This is a genomic window from Streptomyces canarius, assembly GCF_014650735.1.
GTDB lineage: Bacteria > Actinomycetota > Actinomycetes > Streptomycetales > Streptomycetaceae > Streptomyces > Streptomyces olivaceoviridis.
Genome location: NZ_BMVN01000020.1, coordinates 86,139 through 104,395 on the forward strand (window position 1 = coordinate 86,139; position 18,257 = coordinate 104,395).

The following is an 18,257-nucleotide window of genomic DNA, read 5'->3' on the forward strand; positions in this document are numbered from 1 at the left end:
ACAGCGGATCACCACGCGGCCGGGCCGCCGCTCAACAGCTCCCGCAGCTCCGCCAGGATCGCCTGCTCGTCGGTGCCGTCCAGCGCCTCGCGGGCCGCGCGCCAGGCGTCGTACGCCTCCGCCCGCCGCCCCCGCTCGCGCAGCAGGAACCCGTGCTGGTGCAGGGCCAGCCCGCCCATGTACCGGTCGGCACGGGCGTCGGCCCGGCGCAGCAGCTCGGCGCACTCGTCCGCCGCCCGCTCGGTCTGCCCCAGCCGCCGCAGCGCGCGGACCAGGCCGAGCCGGGTCTGGGACTCCCCGTGCCAGTCGCCGTGACCGCCGAGGATGCGCAGGCTCTCCTCGAAGTGCCGGGCGGCGGCGGCCGGTTCACCGAGGGTCAGATGGGCGTAGCCGATGTTGCAGTGCGCCGAGTGCTGCACGATGACGGCGCCGATCTCGTCCCCGATGGCCAGCGAGCGCCGGTGCTGCGCGATGGCGGCGCGCGGGTCGGTGTGCTCGTAGAGGTTGCCCAGGTGGCTGTGGGTGACGGCCTCGCCGTAGGGGTCGTTCAGCAGCCGCGAGTAGGCGAGGCTCTGCCGCAGCGCCTCCCCCGACTCAGCGAAGCGCCCCAGTCCCTCCAGCAGCAACCCTCGGTTGTTCAGGCAGCGCCGGATCCGGGAGGCCGTGCCCAGTCGCCCCCAGATCTCCAGGGCCTGGTCGGTGAGGGCGAGGGCGTCGTTCTGCCGGCCGGTCAGGAAGTGCAGGCCCGCGAGGTCGCCCAGCGCGTACGCCTCGGCCTCCGGGTCCCCGAGCCGCCGCGCGGCACCGAGCGCGGCCCGCCCCAGCACCTCCATCTCGGCGACCCGGCCGCTGCGCTGCACGTAGGGGTACAGCAGCCGTACGAGCGCCGAGAGGGGGGCGGCCGTGCGCGGATCTTCGGTGCCGGCGTTGCGTGCCACCAGCGTGACGACGTTCTCCAGCTCCAGCTCACCCCAGGCGAACGCCTCCTCGGCCGACTCGAAGGGCGCCAGGGCCGCCACGTCCGCCGCGTGCTCCGCCGGCTGCGCGGAGGTCGGCCGCCGCCGGTCGTCCTGATCGAGTCCGGGCTCCACGACCGCCGTCAGCACCCGCTCGGCCATGGCGGCGTACCACCGGAGGGCGGCCAGGTCGGGGACGGCGGGGGTGCCTCCGGGATGGGGGATGCGGTCGGGGACAGCGGGGACGTCTTCTGGACGGGGGGTGCGGTCGGGGACGGCGGGTCCGGGTCCGGGGACGGGACCGGGTGTGCGGTTGGGGATGGGAGAGGCGGGTCCGGGACCGGGTGCGCCGCCGGGGATGGGAGAGGCGGGTCCGGGACCGGGTGCACCGCCGGAGACGGCAGAGGCGGGTCCGGGACCAGGCGCGCCGCCGGAGACGGCAGAGGCCGATTCGCGACCGGGCGCGCCGCCGGAGACGGCGAGGTCGGTGGTTCCGGCGCCGCCATCCGCGCCGGTGGTGCCGGACGCGTCGTTGCCGGCCGTGCCGGGGGTCTCCGTGGAGGACTCGTTGCCGGCCGACGCGGGAGCCCCGCCGAAGGCATCCGTACCTGCCGCGCCGGCGGCCGGGAACGCGGTGGGCCTCCGGGCGGCGTCGGCCAGTTCGCGGGCGAAGTCGCGGACCAGGTCGTGGGGCGCGTAGCGGCCGTACGCCGTCTCCTCCAGGAGGGCGACGTCGACCAGGCGGTCCAGGGCGGCCTCGGCGCGGCGCTCGTCCGTGCCGGTGAGACGCGCGATCAGCGGGGCGCCGTAGGTGGGCAGGTCGAGCGCGCCGATGTGGCGCAGGGCGAGGGCCGCGTCCCGGTCGGCCTCGCGCTCGGCGGCGGCGAGCGCGTCGTGGGCGACGGCCAGGGAGCGGCGGACACTCAGGTCGTCGTACTCCAGGTGGTGCAAGCGCCCGCCGGTCTCGGCGAGTTGGCCGGCCAGGACGTCCGGGGTCAGGGCGCGGCGGGCCGCGAGCCGGGCGGCGACCACGCGCAGCGCCAGCGGGAGCCGGCCGGTCAGCTCGACCAGCGCGTGGCCGGCGTCCAGTCCCGCGCGCCCGCTCACCGCGCGCAGCAGGGCCGCGCTGTCCTCACCGGTCAGCGGGGAGAGCGGGAAGCGACGGGCGCCGTCGAGCGCGGTGAGCGGTGAGCGGCTGGTGACGATCACCGCGCAGCCGGGGCCGGCCGGCAGCAGGGGCCGTACCTGCGCCGCGTTCGCCGCGTCGTCCAGCACCAGCAGGATGCGCGCGGGCGCGAGCAGCGAGCGGAGCAACGCGGCGGCCGCATCCGGGTGTTCCGGGATGTTCCGGGGCGCCGCACCGAGGTCGCGCAGCAGCGCGGCTAGCGCCTGCGTGGCGGTGAGCGGGGTCATGCCGGGGGTGGCGCCGTGCAGGTTGATGTAGAGCTGACCGTCGGTGAAACGTTCCCTCAACTCATGGGCCACGTGCAGGGCCAGCGCGCTCTTGCCGACGCCGGCCATTCCGCTGACCACCGCGACGGCGGGGGCCGGAGCGGACGGCTCGGTCAGCGTGCGACGCAGATCGCGGCGCACGTCGGCACGGCCGGTGAAGTGGGCCGGCGGGGCGGGCAACTGGGCCGGACGGGGGGTCTGCCGTACGGCAGTTCCGTCGCCTTCGCGTGAGGACGCGGAGGGCGTGGGGGGCGCGGAGGGCGACGCGGGGGGTGCTTGGGGCGCCGGGGACGCGGCACCGCCCACGGTGTGACTGGGGGTGGCACCCGTGCCGCTGGGGGTGCCGGTGCCAGTACGGTCGCCGTTGCCATCGCCGCCGCCGTCGCCGTCGCCGTCGGCCGAGTCGTCCGCCCGGCGCGGCTGTCCGCCCTGCCCGGCCGGCCGCGTGGAGCCGCCGTACTCCACGTCCTGCCGCCGCTGCTCACCGCTCCCCCGCAGCACCTCGACATGCGCCTCGCGGACGGTCGGGCCGGGCTCGATGCCGAGTTCCTCGACCAGGCGTGCACGCAGATCACGGTGGACGGCGAGGGCCTCGGCCTGGCGGCCGGTGCGGTGCAGGGCGAGCATCAGCTGACGGTGGTACGCCTCACGCAGTGGATGTTCGGCGACCAGGGCCGCGAGCTCGGGGACGAGTGCGGCCAAGCGGGCGCCGCCGAGGGCCAGTTCGGCGTCGTAGCGCAGCTCCAGCAGGAGCAGCCGCGCCTCGGTCAGGCGCTGCACGAGGGCGTAGCCGCCGATGTCGGCGGGGAGTCCGCTGAGCGGCGTGCCGCGCCACAGCGCGAGCGCGGAGGCGCAGGCGCGTACGACGCCCGGCCAGTCGCGCCGGGCGTGCGCGGCGCGCGCCTCGGCGACCCGGGCGTCGAAGACGTGCACGTCCAGTTCGCCGTGCTCGACCCGCAGCACATAGCCGGGCGGTACGGCCCTGAGCCGTTCGGGGTCGTCCAGGAGCCGGCGCAGCCGGGTGACGTGGTTGTGCAGGGAAGCCTGCGCGGAGACGGGAGGGGCGCCGCCCCACAGCGCGTCCTTCAGCGCCTCGACCGACACGACCCGGCCGGGTTCCAGCAGCAGCGCGGCGAGCAGGGCGCGGACCTTGGGGCTGCCGATGGCTCGGACGCCGTTGTGGGGGGCGTCGTGGCCGGCCTTCTCGGCGGGACGGCGGGCGGTGGGGGAACCGGGGGATCGGGGTGCGGCACCGGCGGCTCCAGGAGCGGTGCCGGAGGTTTCTGGAGAGGTGGTGCAAGAGCTGTCGTACGAGATTCCGTAGGGCGGTCGGTCGTAGAGGACCGGCGGTCCCAGCAGTCCGAAGTGCAGGTCGCACCGCCGCATCACGCCGCTCCACTGCCTTCCCGCGGCGGGTGTGTACCCGCCGTCACCTGGCGGGATTCCGCCCTGTCCACAGCGGTTTCCCGCCACCTTCCTCCTGTCGGCCGACCGCCGGCCGACCCACCGACCCACCGGCCCTCCGGCATCCGGCATCCGGCATCCGGCAGTTGAATCCGCCCACCCGAAGGGGAAGCTCCCGCTGCCACCGGCGGACTTCCGGCCAACCGCTCCGCGGTCCACTGACGAACCGTTGGCCACATGTTAGCGATCCGTTGGCGCATCCTGATGTGATCATTCCATCGGATTCGGCCCGACGGCGCGCGCGTAGGACGCGTAACTCGGGGGAGTGTCGCCGCAGGCTGGATCCGGGGACGACAAGGGCCCCGGCCGGCGGAGGTGAACGACCGGGGCCCCGTCCCGTTCCTCTTCCTGGGCCTCTTCGGCTCCCTCGCTCAGATCACCGGCGGCCGTCCCAGCCGGGTGAGCCTCCACACCGTCCGCCAGCGCATCGGCCGCCGTTCACCGGCCTGCTCCCGCAGCCCCTCCGCGAACCCGCCGAACCAGGCCTTGAGCCCCGCCGTGGAACGGGTGCGGGCGAGGGTGAGGAGCGTCCACACCCCGAGGTGCACCGGGACGAGCGGTAGTGGCAGCCGGCGCCGGACGAGCCAGACGCGGTTGCGGGCGTTGACCCGGTAGTAGATGGCGTGCCGGGCCGGTGAGGTTTTGGGGTGCTGGAGGAGCAGTTCGGGGGCGTACAGGATCTTCCAGCCGGCGTCGGCGGCCCGCCAGGCCAGGTCGGTCTCCTCGTGCGCGAAGAAGAACTCGGCGGGCCAGTCCCCGGTCTCGGCCAGCATGGCCATGCGCAGGGCGTGTCCGCCGCCGAGGAAGCCGGTGACGTAGCCGCCGCGCAGCGGGTCGGACCTGCCGATCCTCGGCACATGCCGCTGCTGGGTCTCGCCCCGCTCGTCGGCGATGCGGAAGCCGACGATGCCGAGGCGCGGATCGGCGGCGTACAGGTCGCGCACTCGGCGCAGCACGTCGGGGTCGACGAGCAGCCCGTCGTCGTCCAGTTCCACGACGACGTCGACGTCCCCGAACTCCCGCAGCCGGGCGAGGGCGATGTTCCGGCCGCCCGGGCAGCCGAGGTTCTCCTCGACGTCGATGGTGGTGACCTCGCCGGGCAGGGAGAGCCGGTGGGCGAACTCGGGCAGCCGGCAGCCGTTGCCGACGATCACGATGCGGGCGGGGGCGAGGTCCTGCTTGGCCACGGACTCCAGCAGGGCGTCGACCTCGGCGGGCCGGTTGCCCATGGTCACCACGGCGACGGCGATCCTCGGCTCCACCACGTCCCTCACTCCATCCGGCCGACAGCGGCACCGCGTCCCGACCGCGCGCTGCCCGCCCTTCACCAAGATGTTGCCTCAGGTCCGCGGGTTCACCGGACGCCGATTCACTTTGCCGCGTCTTTGTTCCGGTTTTGTCACTTGAGGGCGCCTCCGCCCCCGTATTCATCCTGGACCGCCACCTGCGACACCTCTACGTCAACCCGGCCTGGTCCGGGTCACCGGGGTGCCCGCCGACGGCCGGCCCCGGGAAGTGCCCCTCACCGGGACGACCCACATGCCCTCACCCATGGGACGAAGGTCGGCTTCGCGACGTCAGCGAGGCGTCTTCCGAGGACACGAACAGGAAGACCACACGGAAGCGGAAGCAGCCGCACCGCAACCGCTTCCCCGGCTAGTCGCGGTTCCGGCGGCAGTACGTGCGGTACAGACGCACAGCCATCAGCGGGGCGCCCACGACGACGATGACGACCGTGGCCCACGTGGGCAGTACGGGACCGGGAACGTCAGCAGCGGACAGAGGGATCACGGGGCACCGAACCCCGCAGCCGTCGAGTCGGGCAGGCCACTGCATGGGGGCGGCTCGCCGTCGACGAGACGGAGGCGAGCCGAGCGGACGCGGCGCCGCCGTCGCGTCCGCACAACGAGAAACCCCAGCCAGGAGCGTCCTGACCGGGGTTTCCAGCGGAGCCGCTTTCGGGATTCGAACCCGAGACCTACGCATTACGAGTGCGTTGCTCTGGCCATCTGAGCTAAAGCGGCGTGCTGCCCGCACCATGGTGCGATCGGCAACGTCGGTAAGTCTACACAGTTTCCGGGGGTGCTTCGTACCCACCCCGGAGTGGGTGGTTCCGGGGTGGGCGGCAGGGGCTATGAGCAGCGCTTCCCGGCGGCCGGCGGGGTGCCGCGGAGGAGGTAGGTGTCGATCGCCGTGTCGATGCAGGCGCTGCCCCGGCCGTACGCCGTGTGGCCGTCGCCGTCGTAGGTCAGCAGGCGGGACGAGGAGAGCTGGCGGGCCAGGGACCGGGCCCAGCGGTACGGGGTGGCCGGGTCGCGGACCGTGCCGACCACCACGATCGGCGCCGCCCCCTTCGCCTCGATGCGGTGCGGCTCACCTGTCGCCCGCACCGGCCAGTACGCGCAGTTCAGCGAGGCCCAGGCCAGGCCCGGGCCGAAGACCGGGGACGCCTTCTCGAACTCGGGCAGCGCCTTCCCGACGTCCTCGGGACCGGAGAAGGCCGGCGGCAGGTCCAGGCAGTTCACGGCGGCGTTGGCCATCATCAGATTGCTGTAGTGGCCTTTCGCGTCCCGCTCGTAGTAGCTGTCGGCGAGGGCCAGCAGGCCGGCGCCGTCGTTCTCCCTCATCGCCGAGGTGAGCGCCTCGCGCAGTTGCTCCCAGGACGCCTCGTCGTACATCGACGCGATCAGCCCGGTCGTGGCCAGCGACTCCCCCACCTTGCGGCCGTCCGCGTCGCCCGCCGGGACGGGGTGGGTGTCCAGCTTGCGGAAGAACGCCTTCAGGTTGGCGCCGACCCGCGCCGGCGTCGTGCCCCTCCCGCCGAGCGGGCAGTCGGACTGCCGTACGCAGTCCTTCGCGAACGCCTGGAACGCCGTCTCGAAGCCCGCCGTCTGGTCCAGGTTCAGCCTGCGGGCGTCCAGGGTCGGGTCCATCGCGCCGTCCAGGACCATCCGGCCGACCTGCCGGGGGAACAGTCCGGCGTACGTCGCCCCGAGGAACGTGCCGTACGACGCCCCGACGTAGTTGAGTTTCCGGTCGCCGAGCGCCGCCCGCAGGATGTCCATGTCCCGTGCCGCCTCGACGGTGGAGACGTGCCGCAGCAGCCGTGCCGAGTGGGCCCCGCAGCTCTCCGCGAACTTCCGGTCCGCCGCGACCAGCGCGTCCCGTTCCCGCTGGTCGTCGGGGGTGATGTCCGTCTGCGTGTACGTGTCCATCTGCCGCCCGTCGAGGCATTGGACGGGCTCGCTGCGGGCGACTCCCCGTGGGTCCACCGCGACCATGTCGTAGCGGGCCCGGACCTGAGCCGGGTAGCCGATGCCCGCGTACTGCTGGAGGTACCCGACCGCCGAACCGCCCGGTCCACCCGGGTTGACCAGCAGGGAGCCGAGCGGCTTGCCCTTGCCGGTGGCCTTCTTGCGGGCCACGGCGAGCCGTACGGTGCCCGCGTCGGGCCTGGCGTAGTCCAGCGGCGCCTTCATCGTCGCGCACTGGAATCCGGGCACCCCGCAGTCGCGCCAGCTCAGCCGCTGGCCGTAGTACGACGCCAGCGCCGACGGCGTCGCATGCGGCAGCGCGGCCAGCGCCGCCTGCAAGGTCCCGCCCGCGGATGATGTGGTCGAGCTCCCGGAGGAGCAGGCGGACACGAGCAGTGCGGCGGCCGTGAAGAGCGTCGCCGTGAGGCGGGCCGTCGTCCGGGCGCGGGTGCCCCGGGTCCGGCGGGTGCGGGGAGATGGCCTGGTGTACATCCGGCGAGCCTAACCGTGTGCGACGGCATGTGTGCGGTGCGTGGGCATTGTGGCTCGTACGAGGGACACGGCGGCCTCCTCCCTCCTCAGCCGGCCGCCCTGACCGGCAGGACCCCGCCCGGCCGGTCGCCCTCAGGGGCTGGGCGCCTCACCCCGCGCGCAGCGCCATCGTCATCGCCTCCACCGCCAGCAGCGGAGCCACATTGCGGTCCAGGGCCTCGCGGCACGCGGAGATCGCCTCGATGCGGCGGAGGGTGGACTCCGGGGTGCCGGCCCGGGCCAGCCGCTCCAGGGCGTCCTCCGCGTCGGCGTTGGCGAGCGCCACGCGCGTGCCGAGTTGCAGGGCGAGGACGTCGCGGTAGAAGGCGGTGAGGTCGCCGAGGGCGACGTCCAGGCTGTCGCGCTGCGTACGGGTTCTGCGGCGCTTCTGCATGTCCTCCAGCTCCTTCATCACCCCCGCCGTGCCGCGCGGCATGCGGCCACCCTGGGTCGCCCCGAGCGCCGCCTTCAGTTCCTCGGCCTCCTTGCCGTCCATCTCCTCGGCGAGCTGCTTGGCGTCCTCGGCAGCCGCGTCGACCAGTTCCTGGGCCGCCCTCAGGCAGGCGCCGACCTCGTCCAGCCGCAGCGGGAGCTTCAGCACGGCGGCCCGGCGCTCGCGGGCCGCCGGGTCGGTGGCCAGGCGGCGGGCCCGGTCGACGTGCCCCTGGGTGGCGCGGGCGGCGGACGCGGCGACCTCCGGCTCGATGCCGTCGCGCCGCATGAGCATGTCGGCGACCGCCTCGACGGACGGCGTGCGCAGGTTCAGGTGGCGGCAGCGGGAGCGGATGGTCGGCAGCACGTCCTCGATGGAGGGGGCGCACAGCAGCCAGACCGTACGCGGGGCGGGCTCCTCCACCGCCTTGAGGACCGCGTTGGCCGACTTCTCGTTCAGCCGCTCGGCGTCCTCGACCAGGATGATCTGCCAGCGGCCGTTCGCCGGGGAGGTGAACGACTTGCGGACCGTGTCCCGCATGTCCTTGACCAGGATCTCGGAGCCGACCGCGGCGACCGACGTGACGTCCGCGTGGGTGCCGAGCAACGCGGTGTGGCAGCCGTCGCAGAAGCCGCAGCCGGGGGAGCCGCCGAGCGCGCGGTCGGGACTCACGCACTGCAAGGCGGCGGCGAAGGCCCTGGCCGCCTGGTTCCGGCCCGCGCCGGGCGGGCCGGTGAAGATCCAGGCGTGGGTCATCTTCGACGTCTCGGGCAGCGGCTGGTCCGCCGCGGCGGCCGTGACGAGGGCGTCGGCGTCCCGCGCGGCGGCGTCCAGCACCGCGCTCACCTTCTCCTGCCCGACGAGGTCGTCCCACACGGTCATGGGTCACGCCGCCCTTCCGTCACACTCCGCGTTCCGCCCTCCATTGTGCGGGTGGGCACTGACAACCGGGGTGGACGGAGGTCGCGGAGGCGGTGGCGCCGGTGGACTGCGCGTCTGTCCGGAGGGGGGTACGCCTGCCGGAGGCGCCCGCCGGTGGCTTACGCCTGTCCGGAGGCGGTGGCTACACCTGTCCAATCAGGGCTGGGCCTGCCCAGAGGCGGTGGCTACGCCTGCCCAATCAGGGCTGCGCCCGCCCAGTAGGGGCCATGCCTGTCCAGAGGGCTACGCCTGTCCGGTATCGGAGGCCACGGCCGGCGCCGACGCCCTCACCTGGCCGACAACGACGGCAACCGCACACGCCGACGCCCATGCCCGCACCCGAGCACAAGCCGCCGGCGTCCCGGGCGCGACCCCCACCAGCGCCCGGCGACCCGGCCCTCACCAGCGTGCGGCTCAGCCGCGGCGACCCCGGCCGCGGCCCTTGCGACCCTGTTCCCCGCCGTCGCCCCGGTCGCCGTACTGTCCCTCGTCGTACGAACCCAGCAGCTCGTCGGCCAGCGTGGGCAGGTCGTCCAGCGGGGTCTCCTCGGCCCAGTCGGGGCGCGGGCGGCGGCGGGGCGTGCCGTCGGCGTCGATCTGGGGCATCTCGCGCGTGCGCGGCTCGGAGCCGTCGGGGCCCGCGGCGGGCCGCTCCTCCCGGAAGAAGCCGGGCGGCACCCGGTCGGCCGGGTCGCCGTCCCGTACGGGCGGCAACACCGCGGTCTCGTCCGCCGCACCCGGAGTCACCCTGGGCAGCTCGGCCGTCTCGTCGGCGGACACCGGCGGCAGCACGGCCGTCTCGTCCGCCGCGCCCGCCGGCACCTGCGGCAGCACCGCGGTCTCGTCGGCCGGCCCGGCGACGGCCGGCGGCTGCGGCAGCTCGGCGGTCACTTCGGAGTCGGGGTGGACACCCCGGGTGCCGCGGGCGGCGCGCTCCTCGCGCACCGGACGCAGCACGGTCGTCTCGTCGTCCGTACCCCGCGTGTCCGTCCCGCGCGCGGCCTCTTCCGGCGACACCACGGGCGTCGGGACCGTGGCCGCGTCAGGGACCACCCTCGGTGCCGTCGGCAGAGGCGTGCTGGGCCTGCGGGCCGCGGCGTCGGCCGCCGACGCGGCCTCGGCGGCCTGCCGACGGGCCTCCTCCGCACGCAGCAGCGCCTCCTCGGCCTTGCGCTGGGCCTCCAGGCGCCGGGCCTCCTCCTCGGCGCGCAGCCGGGCCTGCCGGGCCTCTTCCTCGGCGCGCCGGCGGGCCTCCTCCTCGGCCTGCTTGCGGCGCCGCTCCTCCTCGGCCCTGCGGCGGGCCTCCTCCTCCGCGCGCGCCTTCTCCTCGGCGAGCAGCCGCTGCCGCTCCTCCTCCGCGCGCCGGCGGGCCTCCTCGGCCCGCTGCCGGGCCTCCTCCGCCTGCCGTTCGGCCTCGCGCCGCTGCGCCTCCTCCAGCTCGCGCCGCTTGCGCTCCTCCTCCTCGGCGCGCAGCTTGGCCAGCTGCTCCTGGCGCTCGCGCTCCAGGCGCTCCTCCTCGGCCTTGCGGGCGGCCTCTTCCTCGGCCTTGCGGCGGGCCTCCTCCTCGGCCTTCCTGCGCGCCTCCTCCTGGGCCTTGATCTCGGCCTCGGACAGCGGCAGCACGACATCCAGCCGGTGCCGGATCACGGTGGTGACGGCCTCGGGCTCCTGTCCGGCGTCCACGACCAGGTAGCGCCCGGGGTCGGAGGCGGCCAGCGTGAGGAAACCGGCCCGCACGCGCGCGTGGAACTCCGCGGGCTCCGACTCCAGCCGGTCCGGTGCCTCGGTGAACCGCTCGCGGGCGGTCTCCGGGGAGACGTCCAGCAGGACGGTCAGGTGCGGGACGAGACCGTTGGTGGCCCAGCGGTTGATGCGGGCGATCTCGGTCGGGGACAGGTCGCGGCCGGCGCCCTGGTAGGCGACGGAGGAGTCGATGTAGCGGTCGGTGATCACCACCGCGCCGCGTTCCAGGGCGGGTCGTACGACGGTGTCGACGTGCTCGGCGCGGTCGGCGGCGTACAGCAGCGCCTCCGCGCGGTGGGACAGGCCCGCCGACGAGACGTCCAGCAGGATCGAGCGCAGCCGCTTGCCCACCGGGGTGGCGCCGGGCTCGCGGGTGAGCACGACCTCGTGGCCCTTGGCGCGGATCCACTCGGCGAGCGCCTCGGCCTGGGTGGACTTGCCGGCGCCGTCGCCGCCCTCCAGGGCGATGAAGAAGCCGTTGGCCGCCGGGGCGGTGACCGGGTCGTCGCCGCCCAGCAGGGCGTCCTTGAGGTCCTGCCGCAGCGGCACGCCGGAGCGGTCGTCGACCTTGGCGAGCACCAGCGCGGCCACCGGCAGCAGCAGCGCGCCGACCAGCATGAAGGTGAAGGCGGCGCCGCCGTGCGCGAAGACGAACTTGCCGTTCTCCAGCCGGTGCGGGCCGATCAGGGCCGCGACCAAGGGCGCGATCAGTGCGCCGAGCGCTATGAAGACCCGGCTCATGGCGTGCAGGTGTTCGGTGGTGCGCGCCCGGCGGGAGTCCTCGGTCTCCTGGTCGAGCAGGGTGTGCCCGGTGTTGGCGGCCACGCCCGCGCCGACGCCGGCCAGCGTGACGATCAGCAGGACCGTGGTGACGTCCGGGACCAGCCCGGCGGCCAGCAGGGCGATGCCGGTGACGGCGATGGCCAGGGCCAGCAGACGGCGGCGGGAGAGCGAGGGCAGCAGCGCGGGGGCGGTGCGGATGCCGACGGCGACACCGCCGGTCAGGCCCAGCACCAGCAGGCCGTACAGCACGGGGCCGCCGCCCAGGTCCTTGGCGTGCAGCACGCTCACCGAGACGGCCGCCGCGATGGCACCGGCGACTCCGGCGCAGGCCGGGACGAGCAGCGGGATGGCGCCCGTACGGCCCTTGTCGACGCCGGTGCCGGTGCGCGGGCGGCGCAGGCCCTCCAGCGGTGACCGCGCGCGCGGGGTGCGCGTGGCGGGCAGCTCCAGATAGGTCAGCACGGACAGCGAGGCGGCGAACAGGCCCGCCGCCACATACGACCCGAGGGCCGCCTGGTGCTGGTCGAACCAGGCCACGCCGGTGCCCAGCAGGTTGTTCAGCAGGGCGGCGACGACCAGGACGGCGGCGGCCAGCGGCACCGCCAGGAAGGTCGTCCGCAGCGACAGGCGGCGCAGGGCGTCCAGGTGGTCCGGCAGCGGTCGTACCGTCGCGCCCTCCGGCGGCGGGGCCGGCAGCAGGGCCGGAGCGGCGCTCTCCCGGCAGACGGTCCACAGCCGTTCGGCGACACCGGTGACGAAGGCGGTGACGAGCAGGACGGCCAGCGCGTTGTCCGGCGTCCAGTCGATCCACAGCGGCGCGATGATCATCAGCGCCGCGCGCAGGCCGTCGGCGCCGACCATGGTCCAGCGGCGGTCGAGGGGGCCCTCCTGGGCGGTGAGCGAGGTCAGCGGGCCGAGGAGGACGGCGCCGAAGAGCAGCGCGGCGAGGACCCGCGCGGCGAAGACCGTCGCCACTGCGAACGCCACGCCCCGGTAGCCGCCGCCGAAGGCCCCCTCGGCGATCGCCGACTGGAGGACCAGGAGGACGAGGACGAGGAGGGACAGGGTGTCGCCGACACCGCTCACCAACTGCGCGCTCCACAGGCGCTTCAGTTGCGGTCGGCGCAGCAGGGAGCGGACGGCGCGCTCGCGGGAGTCCGCGACCAGGGCGTCGTCCGGTGCTGTGGTGTGGGCCGTCGGCTGCTCGGCTCGCGTCATGCGTTCAGCCTATCCGCAGCCGCTGGCACCACACCTCGCGTGTCCGGGCATGCGCGCGCCCCGGCACCGAAGGGGTGCCGGGGCGTTCGTCGTGCGCACCGGAAAGGGAGACCGCCGGTCCGGCGGCGTGTCAGTCCTCCGCGCCGGAAGCCGTCGCCCTGGAAGCCGTCGCCTTCTTGGCGGTGGTCTTCTTGGCGGTCGTCTTCTTCGCCGCGGCCGTCGTCTTCTTCGCGGCCGTCTTCTTGGCGGCGGTCTTCTTCGCCGGGGCGGTCTTCTTCGCCGCCGCCTTCTTCGCGGTCTTCTTGGCGGGCCCCTTCGCGCGCTTCTCGGCGAGCAGCTCGAAACCACGCTCAGGAGTGATCGTTTCGACGCTGTCGCCGGAGCGCAGGGTCGCGTTGGTCTCGCCGTCGGTGACGTACGGACCGAAGCGGCCGTCCTTGACCACGACCGGCTTGCCGGAGACCGGGTCCTCACCCAGCTCCTTCAGCGGCGGCTTGGCTGCCGCTCGGCCACGCTGCTTCGGCTGGGCGTAGATCGCCTGCGCCTCCTCCAGCGTGATCGTGAAGAGCTGGTCCTCGGACTGGAGCGAGCGCGAGTCCGTGCCCTTCTTCAGGTACGGGCCGTAGCGGCCGTTCTGCGCGGTGATCTCCTGGCCGTCCGCGTCGGTGCCGACGACACGCGGCAGCGACATCAGCTTCAGCGCGTCGTCCAGCGTCACCGTGTCGAGCGACATGGACTTGAAGAGCGAGGCCGTACGCGGCTTGACCGCGTTCTTGCCGGTCTTCGGGGTGCCCTCGGGGAGGACCTCCGTGACGTACGGGCCGTAGCGGCCGGCCTTGGCGACGATCGCGTGGCCGGTGGCCGGGTCGGTGCCCAGCTCGAAGTCGCCGCTGGGCTTGGCCAGCAGTTCCTCGGCCAGCTCGACGGTCAGCTCGTCCGGTGCCAGGTCGTCCGGGATGTCGGCGCGCTGGTGCTGTTCGGTGTCCTTCTCGCCGCGCTCGATGTACGGGCCGTAGCGGCCGACGCGGAGCACGATGTCGTTGCCGACCGGGAACGACGACACCTCGCGCGCGTCGATCGCGCCCAGGTCGGTCACCAGCTCCTTGAGGCCGCCGAGGTGGTCGCCGTCGCCGTTGCCGGCGTCGGCCGCGCCGCCCGTGGCCGTCCCCTCGCCGAAGTAGAAGCGCTTCAGCCACGGCACGGCCTTGGCCTCACCCGCCGCGATGCGGTCGAGGTCGTCCTCCATCTTGGCCGTGAAGTCGTAGTCGACGAGCCGCCCGAAGTGCTTCTCCAGGAGGTTCACCACGGCGAACGACAGGAACGACGGCACCAGGGCCGTGCCCTTCTTGAAGACGTAGCCGCGGTCCAGGATCGTGCCGATGATCGACGCGTACGTCGACGGGCGGCCGATCTCGCGCTCTTCCAGCTCCTTGACCAGGGAGGCCTCGGTGTAGCGGGCCGGGGGCTTGGTGGCGTGGCCGTCGACCGTGATCTCCTCGGCCGACAGCGCGTCGCCCTCGGCGACCTGCGGCAGCCGGCGCTCGCGGTCGTCCAGCTCGGCGTTCGGGTCGTCGGCACCCTCGACGTAGGCCTTCAGGAAGCCGTGGAAGGTGATCGTCTTGCCGGAGGCGCTGAACTCGACGTCCCGGCCGTCGGCGGCGGTGCCGCCGATCTTCACCGTGACGCTGTTGCCGGTCGCGTCCTTCATCTGGGAGGCGACGGTCCGCTTCCAGATGAGCTCGTACAGCTTGAACTGGTCACCGGTCAGGCCGGTCTCCGCGGGCGTGCGGAAACGATCACCCGACGGACGGATCGCCTCGTGCGCCTCCTGGGCGTTCTTGACCTTGGCGGCGTAGGTGCGCGGCTGCGGCGGCAGGTAGTCGGCGCCGTACAGCTGCGTGACCTGGGCGCGGGCAGCGGAGATCGCCGTGTCGCTCAGCGTCGTGGAGTCCGTACGCATGTACGTGATGTAGCCGTTCTCGTACAGCTTCTGGGCGACCTGCATGGTCGCCTTCGCGCCGAAGCCGAGCTTGCGGCTGGCCTCCTGCTGGAGCGTCGTCGTACGGAACGGGGCGTACGGCGAGCGGCGGTACGGCTTGGACTCGACGGACCGCACGGAGAAGCGGGTGTTCTCCAGGGCGGCGGCGAGGGCACGGGCGGTCGCCTCGTCGAGGTGGAGGGTGTTCTCGCTCTTGAGCTGTCCCAGGGAGTCGAAGTCGCGGCCCTGCGCGACCCGCCGGCCGTCGACGGTCTGGAGGCGGGCGACCAGCGACGACGGGTCGGACAGGTCCCCCGCGCGGCCGGTCGCGAAGGTGCCCGTCAGGTCCCAGTACTCAGCGGAACGGAAAGCGATGCGCTCGCGTTCCCGCTCCACGACGAGCCGTGTGGCGACGGACTGCACGCGGCCGGCCGACAGCCGGGGCATGACCTTCTTCCACAGCACCGGGGAGACCTCGTAGCCGTAGAGGCGGTCGAGGATGCGGCGGGTCTCCTGGGCGTCGACCAGCTTCTGGTTGAGCTGGCGCGGGTTGGCGACGGCCTCGCGGATCGCGTCCTTGGTGATCTCGTGGAACACCATGCGCTTGACCGGGATCTTCGGCTTCAGGACCTCCTGGAGGTGCCAGGCGATCGCCTCGCCCTCCCGGTCCTCGTCAGTGGCGAGGAACAGCTCGTCGGAGTCCTTCAGGAGGTCCTTGAGCTTCTTGACCTGGGCCTTCTTGTCCGCGTTGATCACATAGATCGGCTGGAAGTCATGGTCGACGTCCACACCGAGGCGACGGACCTCGCCGGTGTACTTCTCGGGCACCTCCGCGGCGCCGTTGGGAAGGTCGCGGATGTGCCCGACGCTCGCTTCGACGACGTATCCGGGGCCGAGGTAGCCCTTGATCGTCTTCGCCTTGGCAGGCGACTCGACGATGACGAGTCGGCGGCCGCCCTGTGCGGTCTCGCTGGTCGGGGACAACTTCGCTCTTCTCTCCGGTCGACGCTGGGGCCTCCCCAGGCCTTGGTCCCGGGGTCGCGGCGTACTGCTGGCACGTGTGACGCTGCGGAGTGTGACGCTACATCCCGCCCCCGTGTCAAACGGGAAAAGCCCACAACGGCCACTCGAACGGTAACCCGACTACCGCCATTCCTGCCGCCCGGACCGCCCGGCCACCCCCGCGATCCTGTCCGGAGCGTGACGTTCCCCTTACCCCCCGGACAGGGCGGGCACCCGTCTCAGAGCCGGGTCAGGCAGTACACGGCGAGGCTCAGCGCGATCGTCCCGGCCAGGCTCGCGACGGCGGCGGATGCGACCCGACTCACACCGGCGGCCACCGGTTCCCGGCGCCGCAGACGGGTACCGGTCCACGTCAGCAGACCGGCCCCGAACAGGGCGAACACCACTCCCGCGAAGATCGCCGGCCCGCTCTCCATCGCCCGAGCACCCCTTCCCTGCCGTCGGCTCTGCCCAGCGCCGGGAGGGTGGCACGCGCGGGAGGCGGGCGGGCGACATCGGGGTGAACGGAAGACCCCCCAGCATTCGAACGCACACTCGAATCGAACGGCCTCGCACCCGCTGCCGATTTTTTTTTTCCGGCCGTTTTCGGGAAACGGTTCGGCGCCGCCTCCGCTCGGCAACCCCACCGGGCCCGTGCCCCCGGCATACGACGACGCGCGCGACGCGATCGGAAGATGATCCGACCGCGCCTACGACGGCACGGGCACCCGGCGTACGGCGCCTGCCCGGCACCGCTCCTCGCGGGGCCTCTCACCCGGCGCCGCGGCACTGCTCACAGCGGCGCTCCCGCCCCGCGCGCCCGCTCAGCCCGCCGGCTCCAGGAAGCCCTGCTCCACCAGCAGCCGGATCTGCGCGGGCGTGCGGTCGCGGAGCACCACCGGGTCCTCGCCGACGAGCTGCGCGATGGCGTCCAGGATGCGGCCCGCGCTCAGCGTGCCGTCGCACACCCCCGCGAACCCGGCACCCACCGTGTCCACCTTCGTCGCCCGGCGCATCCCGCGGTGCTGGCGCAGCACCACATGCTCCGGGTCCTCGGCGCCGGGCAGCCCGACCTGCTCCTGGACCACCTCGGGGACGAGCTTGAAGCGGCTGTCCAACAGCGCCGCGTCGTCGTGCTCCCGGAGATAGTCGAGCCGCTCGAAGTGCGCCCGGATCGTCTCCCCGAGCGGCTGTTCGACCGGGTGCGGCCACTCCTCCACGGTGACGACGGGCTCGGCGGACCCGGTCCTGCGCAGGGTGATCCAGCCGAAGCCGACCGCCCTGACCTTGCGCGCCTCGAACTCGTCGAGCCAGGCGTCGTACCGCGCCTGGTACTCCGCCGGGTCCCCACGGTGGTCACCGGCGTCCCTCAGCCACAGCTCGGCGTACTGCGTGACGTCCTGCACCTCGCGCTGCACGATCCAGGCATCGCACCCGCGTGGCACCCACGACCTGGGTCTGTCCTGCCAGTCCTCCCCCGCCACGTGCTGCCAGTTCGCGAGGAACTGCGCGAACCCGCCCTCGTTCAGCCGTTCCCCCGCTTCCTGAACGAGCGAGCGGCACAGATCGTCCCCGCCCATGCCACCGTCCCGGTACGTCAGCCGGGCGCGCGGGGAGATCACGAACGGCGGGTTGGAGACGATCAGGTCGAACGTCTCGTCGTCCCTGACCGGTTCGAACAGCGAGCCCTCGCGCAGGTCGGCGGCGGGCGCCCCGGAGAGCGCCAGCGTGAGCGCCGTGATGTGCAGCGCGCGCGGGTTGAGGTCGGTCGCCGTGACGCGTGTGGCGTGCTGCGCGGCGTGCAGCGCCTGGATGCCGGACCCGGTGCCCAGGTCCAGGGCGGCGGAGACGGGAGTGCGGACGGTGATGCCGGCGAGGGTCGTCGAGGCGCCGCCGACGCCCAGGACGACACCCTCGTCACGCTGTCCGATGCCGCCGGCTCCGCCGACCGCGCAGCCGAGGTCGGAGACGATGTACCAGTCCTCGCCGCCGGGGCCGCCGTACGGCCGTACGTCCACGGTCGCGGCCACCTCGTCACCGCCCACGCGCCTGAGCCAGCCGGCCTCCACCGCCTCCTCGACCGGCAGAACGGCCGCCACGCGCGCGTGGGGCACCGGTTGCTGGAGCAGGAACAGCCGTACGAGCGTCTCCAGCGGCGTGTCGCCACGGGTCGCCCGGAGAGCGGGCACGGTCTCGCTGCGGGCCAGCGCCGCGTACGCGGGCGCGCCGAGCAGGTCGAGCAGCCCGTCGGCGGTGAAGGAGGCGGCCAGCAGCGCGTCCCTCAGGCGCGCGGCGATGTCGGGCCGGTCGGTAGCGGGCAGGGGAGCGGGTCGGGAGTCAGTCACGCCCCCATTGTGGCCCGCGACAGCCGCCCGGGGCCGACTCGCGGTGGCTGGCCGACACCGATCGGGGGGACTACGCGTGACGACTCGGGACGGCTGCGCGGGACCGGCTTGTGGCGACTGCCCGGGACCGGCTCGGGGCGACTGCCCGGTACCAACTCGCGAGGACCGCCCGCATCG

General features: G+C 73.8%; 8 protein-coding genes and 1 tRNA gene. All 9 read right to left on the reverse strand.

The window, feature by feature from the left end:
- Positions 1-8 precede the first annotated feature (8 nt).
- The 9 genes from IE294_RS26365 to IE294_RS26405 all read right to left on the reverse strand — a co-directional run bounded on the left by IE294_RS26365 (position 9) and on the right by IE294_RS26405 (position 18,080).
- Positions 9-3,794, reverse strand: coding sequence for an AfsR/SARP family transcriptional regulator (locus IE294_RS26365; RefSeq protein ID WP_189890135.1), 3,786 nt, complete (start codon positions 3,792-3,794; stop codon positions 9-11).
- A 449-nt stretch (positions 3,795-4,243) separates the two neighbouring features.
- On the reverse strand, positions 4,244-5,137 hold the full coding sequence (locus IE294_RS26370; RefSeq protein ID WP_189890137.1) for a glycosyltransferase family 2 protein: 894 nt from the start codon (positions 5,135-5,137) through the stop codon (positions 4,244-4,246).
- A 685-nt stretch (positions 5,138-5,822) separates the two neighbouring features.
- A tRNA-Thr gene (locus IE294_RS26375) sits at positions 5,823-5,896 on the reverse strand.
- 108 nt (positions 5,897-6,004) lie between these two features.
- Positions 6,005-7,618: an alpha/beta hydrolase gene (locus tag IE294_RS26380; RefSeq protein ID WP_189890139.1), complete on the reverse strand. Its 1,614-nt coding sequence runs from the start codon at positions 7,616-7,618 to the stop codon at positions 6,005-6,007.
- 148 nt (positions 7,619-7,766) lie between these two features.
- Positions 7,767-8,972, reverse strand: a complete 1,206-nt coding sequence (locus tag IE294_RS26385; RefSeq protein WP_189890141.1) for a DNA polymerase III subunit delta' — start codon at positions 8,970-8,972, stop codon at positions 7,767-7,769.
- A gap of 453 nt (positions 8,973-9,425) precedes the next feature.
- Positions 9,426-12,755 (reverse strand): dTMP kinase, encoded by a 3,330-nt coding sequence (tmk, locus tag IE294_RS26390; protein WP_189890143.1) that lies wholly within the window; start codon positions 12,753-12,755, stop codon positions 9,426-9,428.
- A gap of 130 nt (positions 12,756-12,885) precedes the next feature.
- Entirely contained in the window at positions 12,886-15,717 is a 2,832-nt protein-coding gene (gene topA, locus IE294_RS26395) for a type I DNA topoisomerase (RefSeq protein WP_189890145.1), read from the reverse strand.
- Positions 15,718-15,974: 257 nt separating this feature from the next.
- Entirely contained in the window at positions 15,975-16,172 is a 198-nt protein-coding gene (locus IE294_RS26400; RefSeq protein WP_189890147.1) for a hypothetical protein, read from the reverse strand.
- 387 nt (positions 16,173-16,559) lie between these two features.
- Positions 16,560-18,080 (reverse strand): DUF7059 domain-containing protein, encoded by a 1,521-nt coding sequence (locus tag IE294_RS26405; RefSeq protein ID WP_189890149.1) that lies wholly within the window; start codon positions 18,078-18,080, stop codon positions 16,560-16,562.
- Positions 18,081-18,257 lie beyond the last annotated feature (177 nt).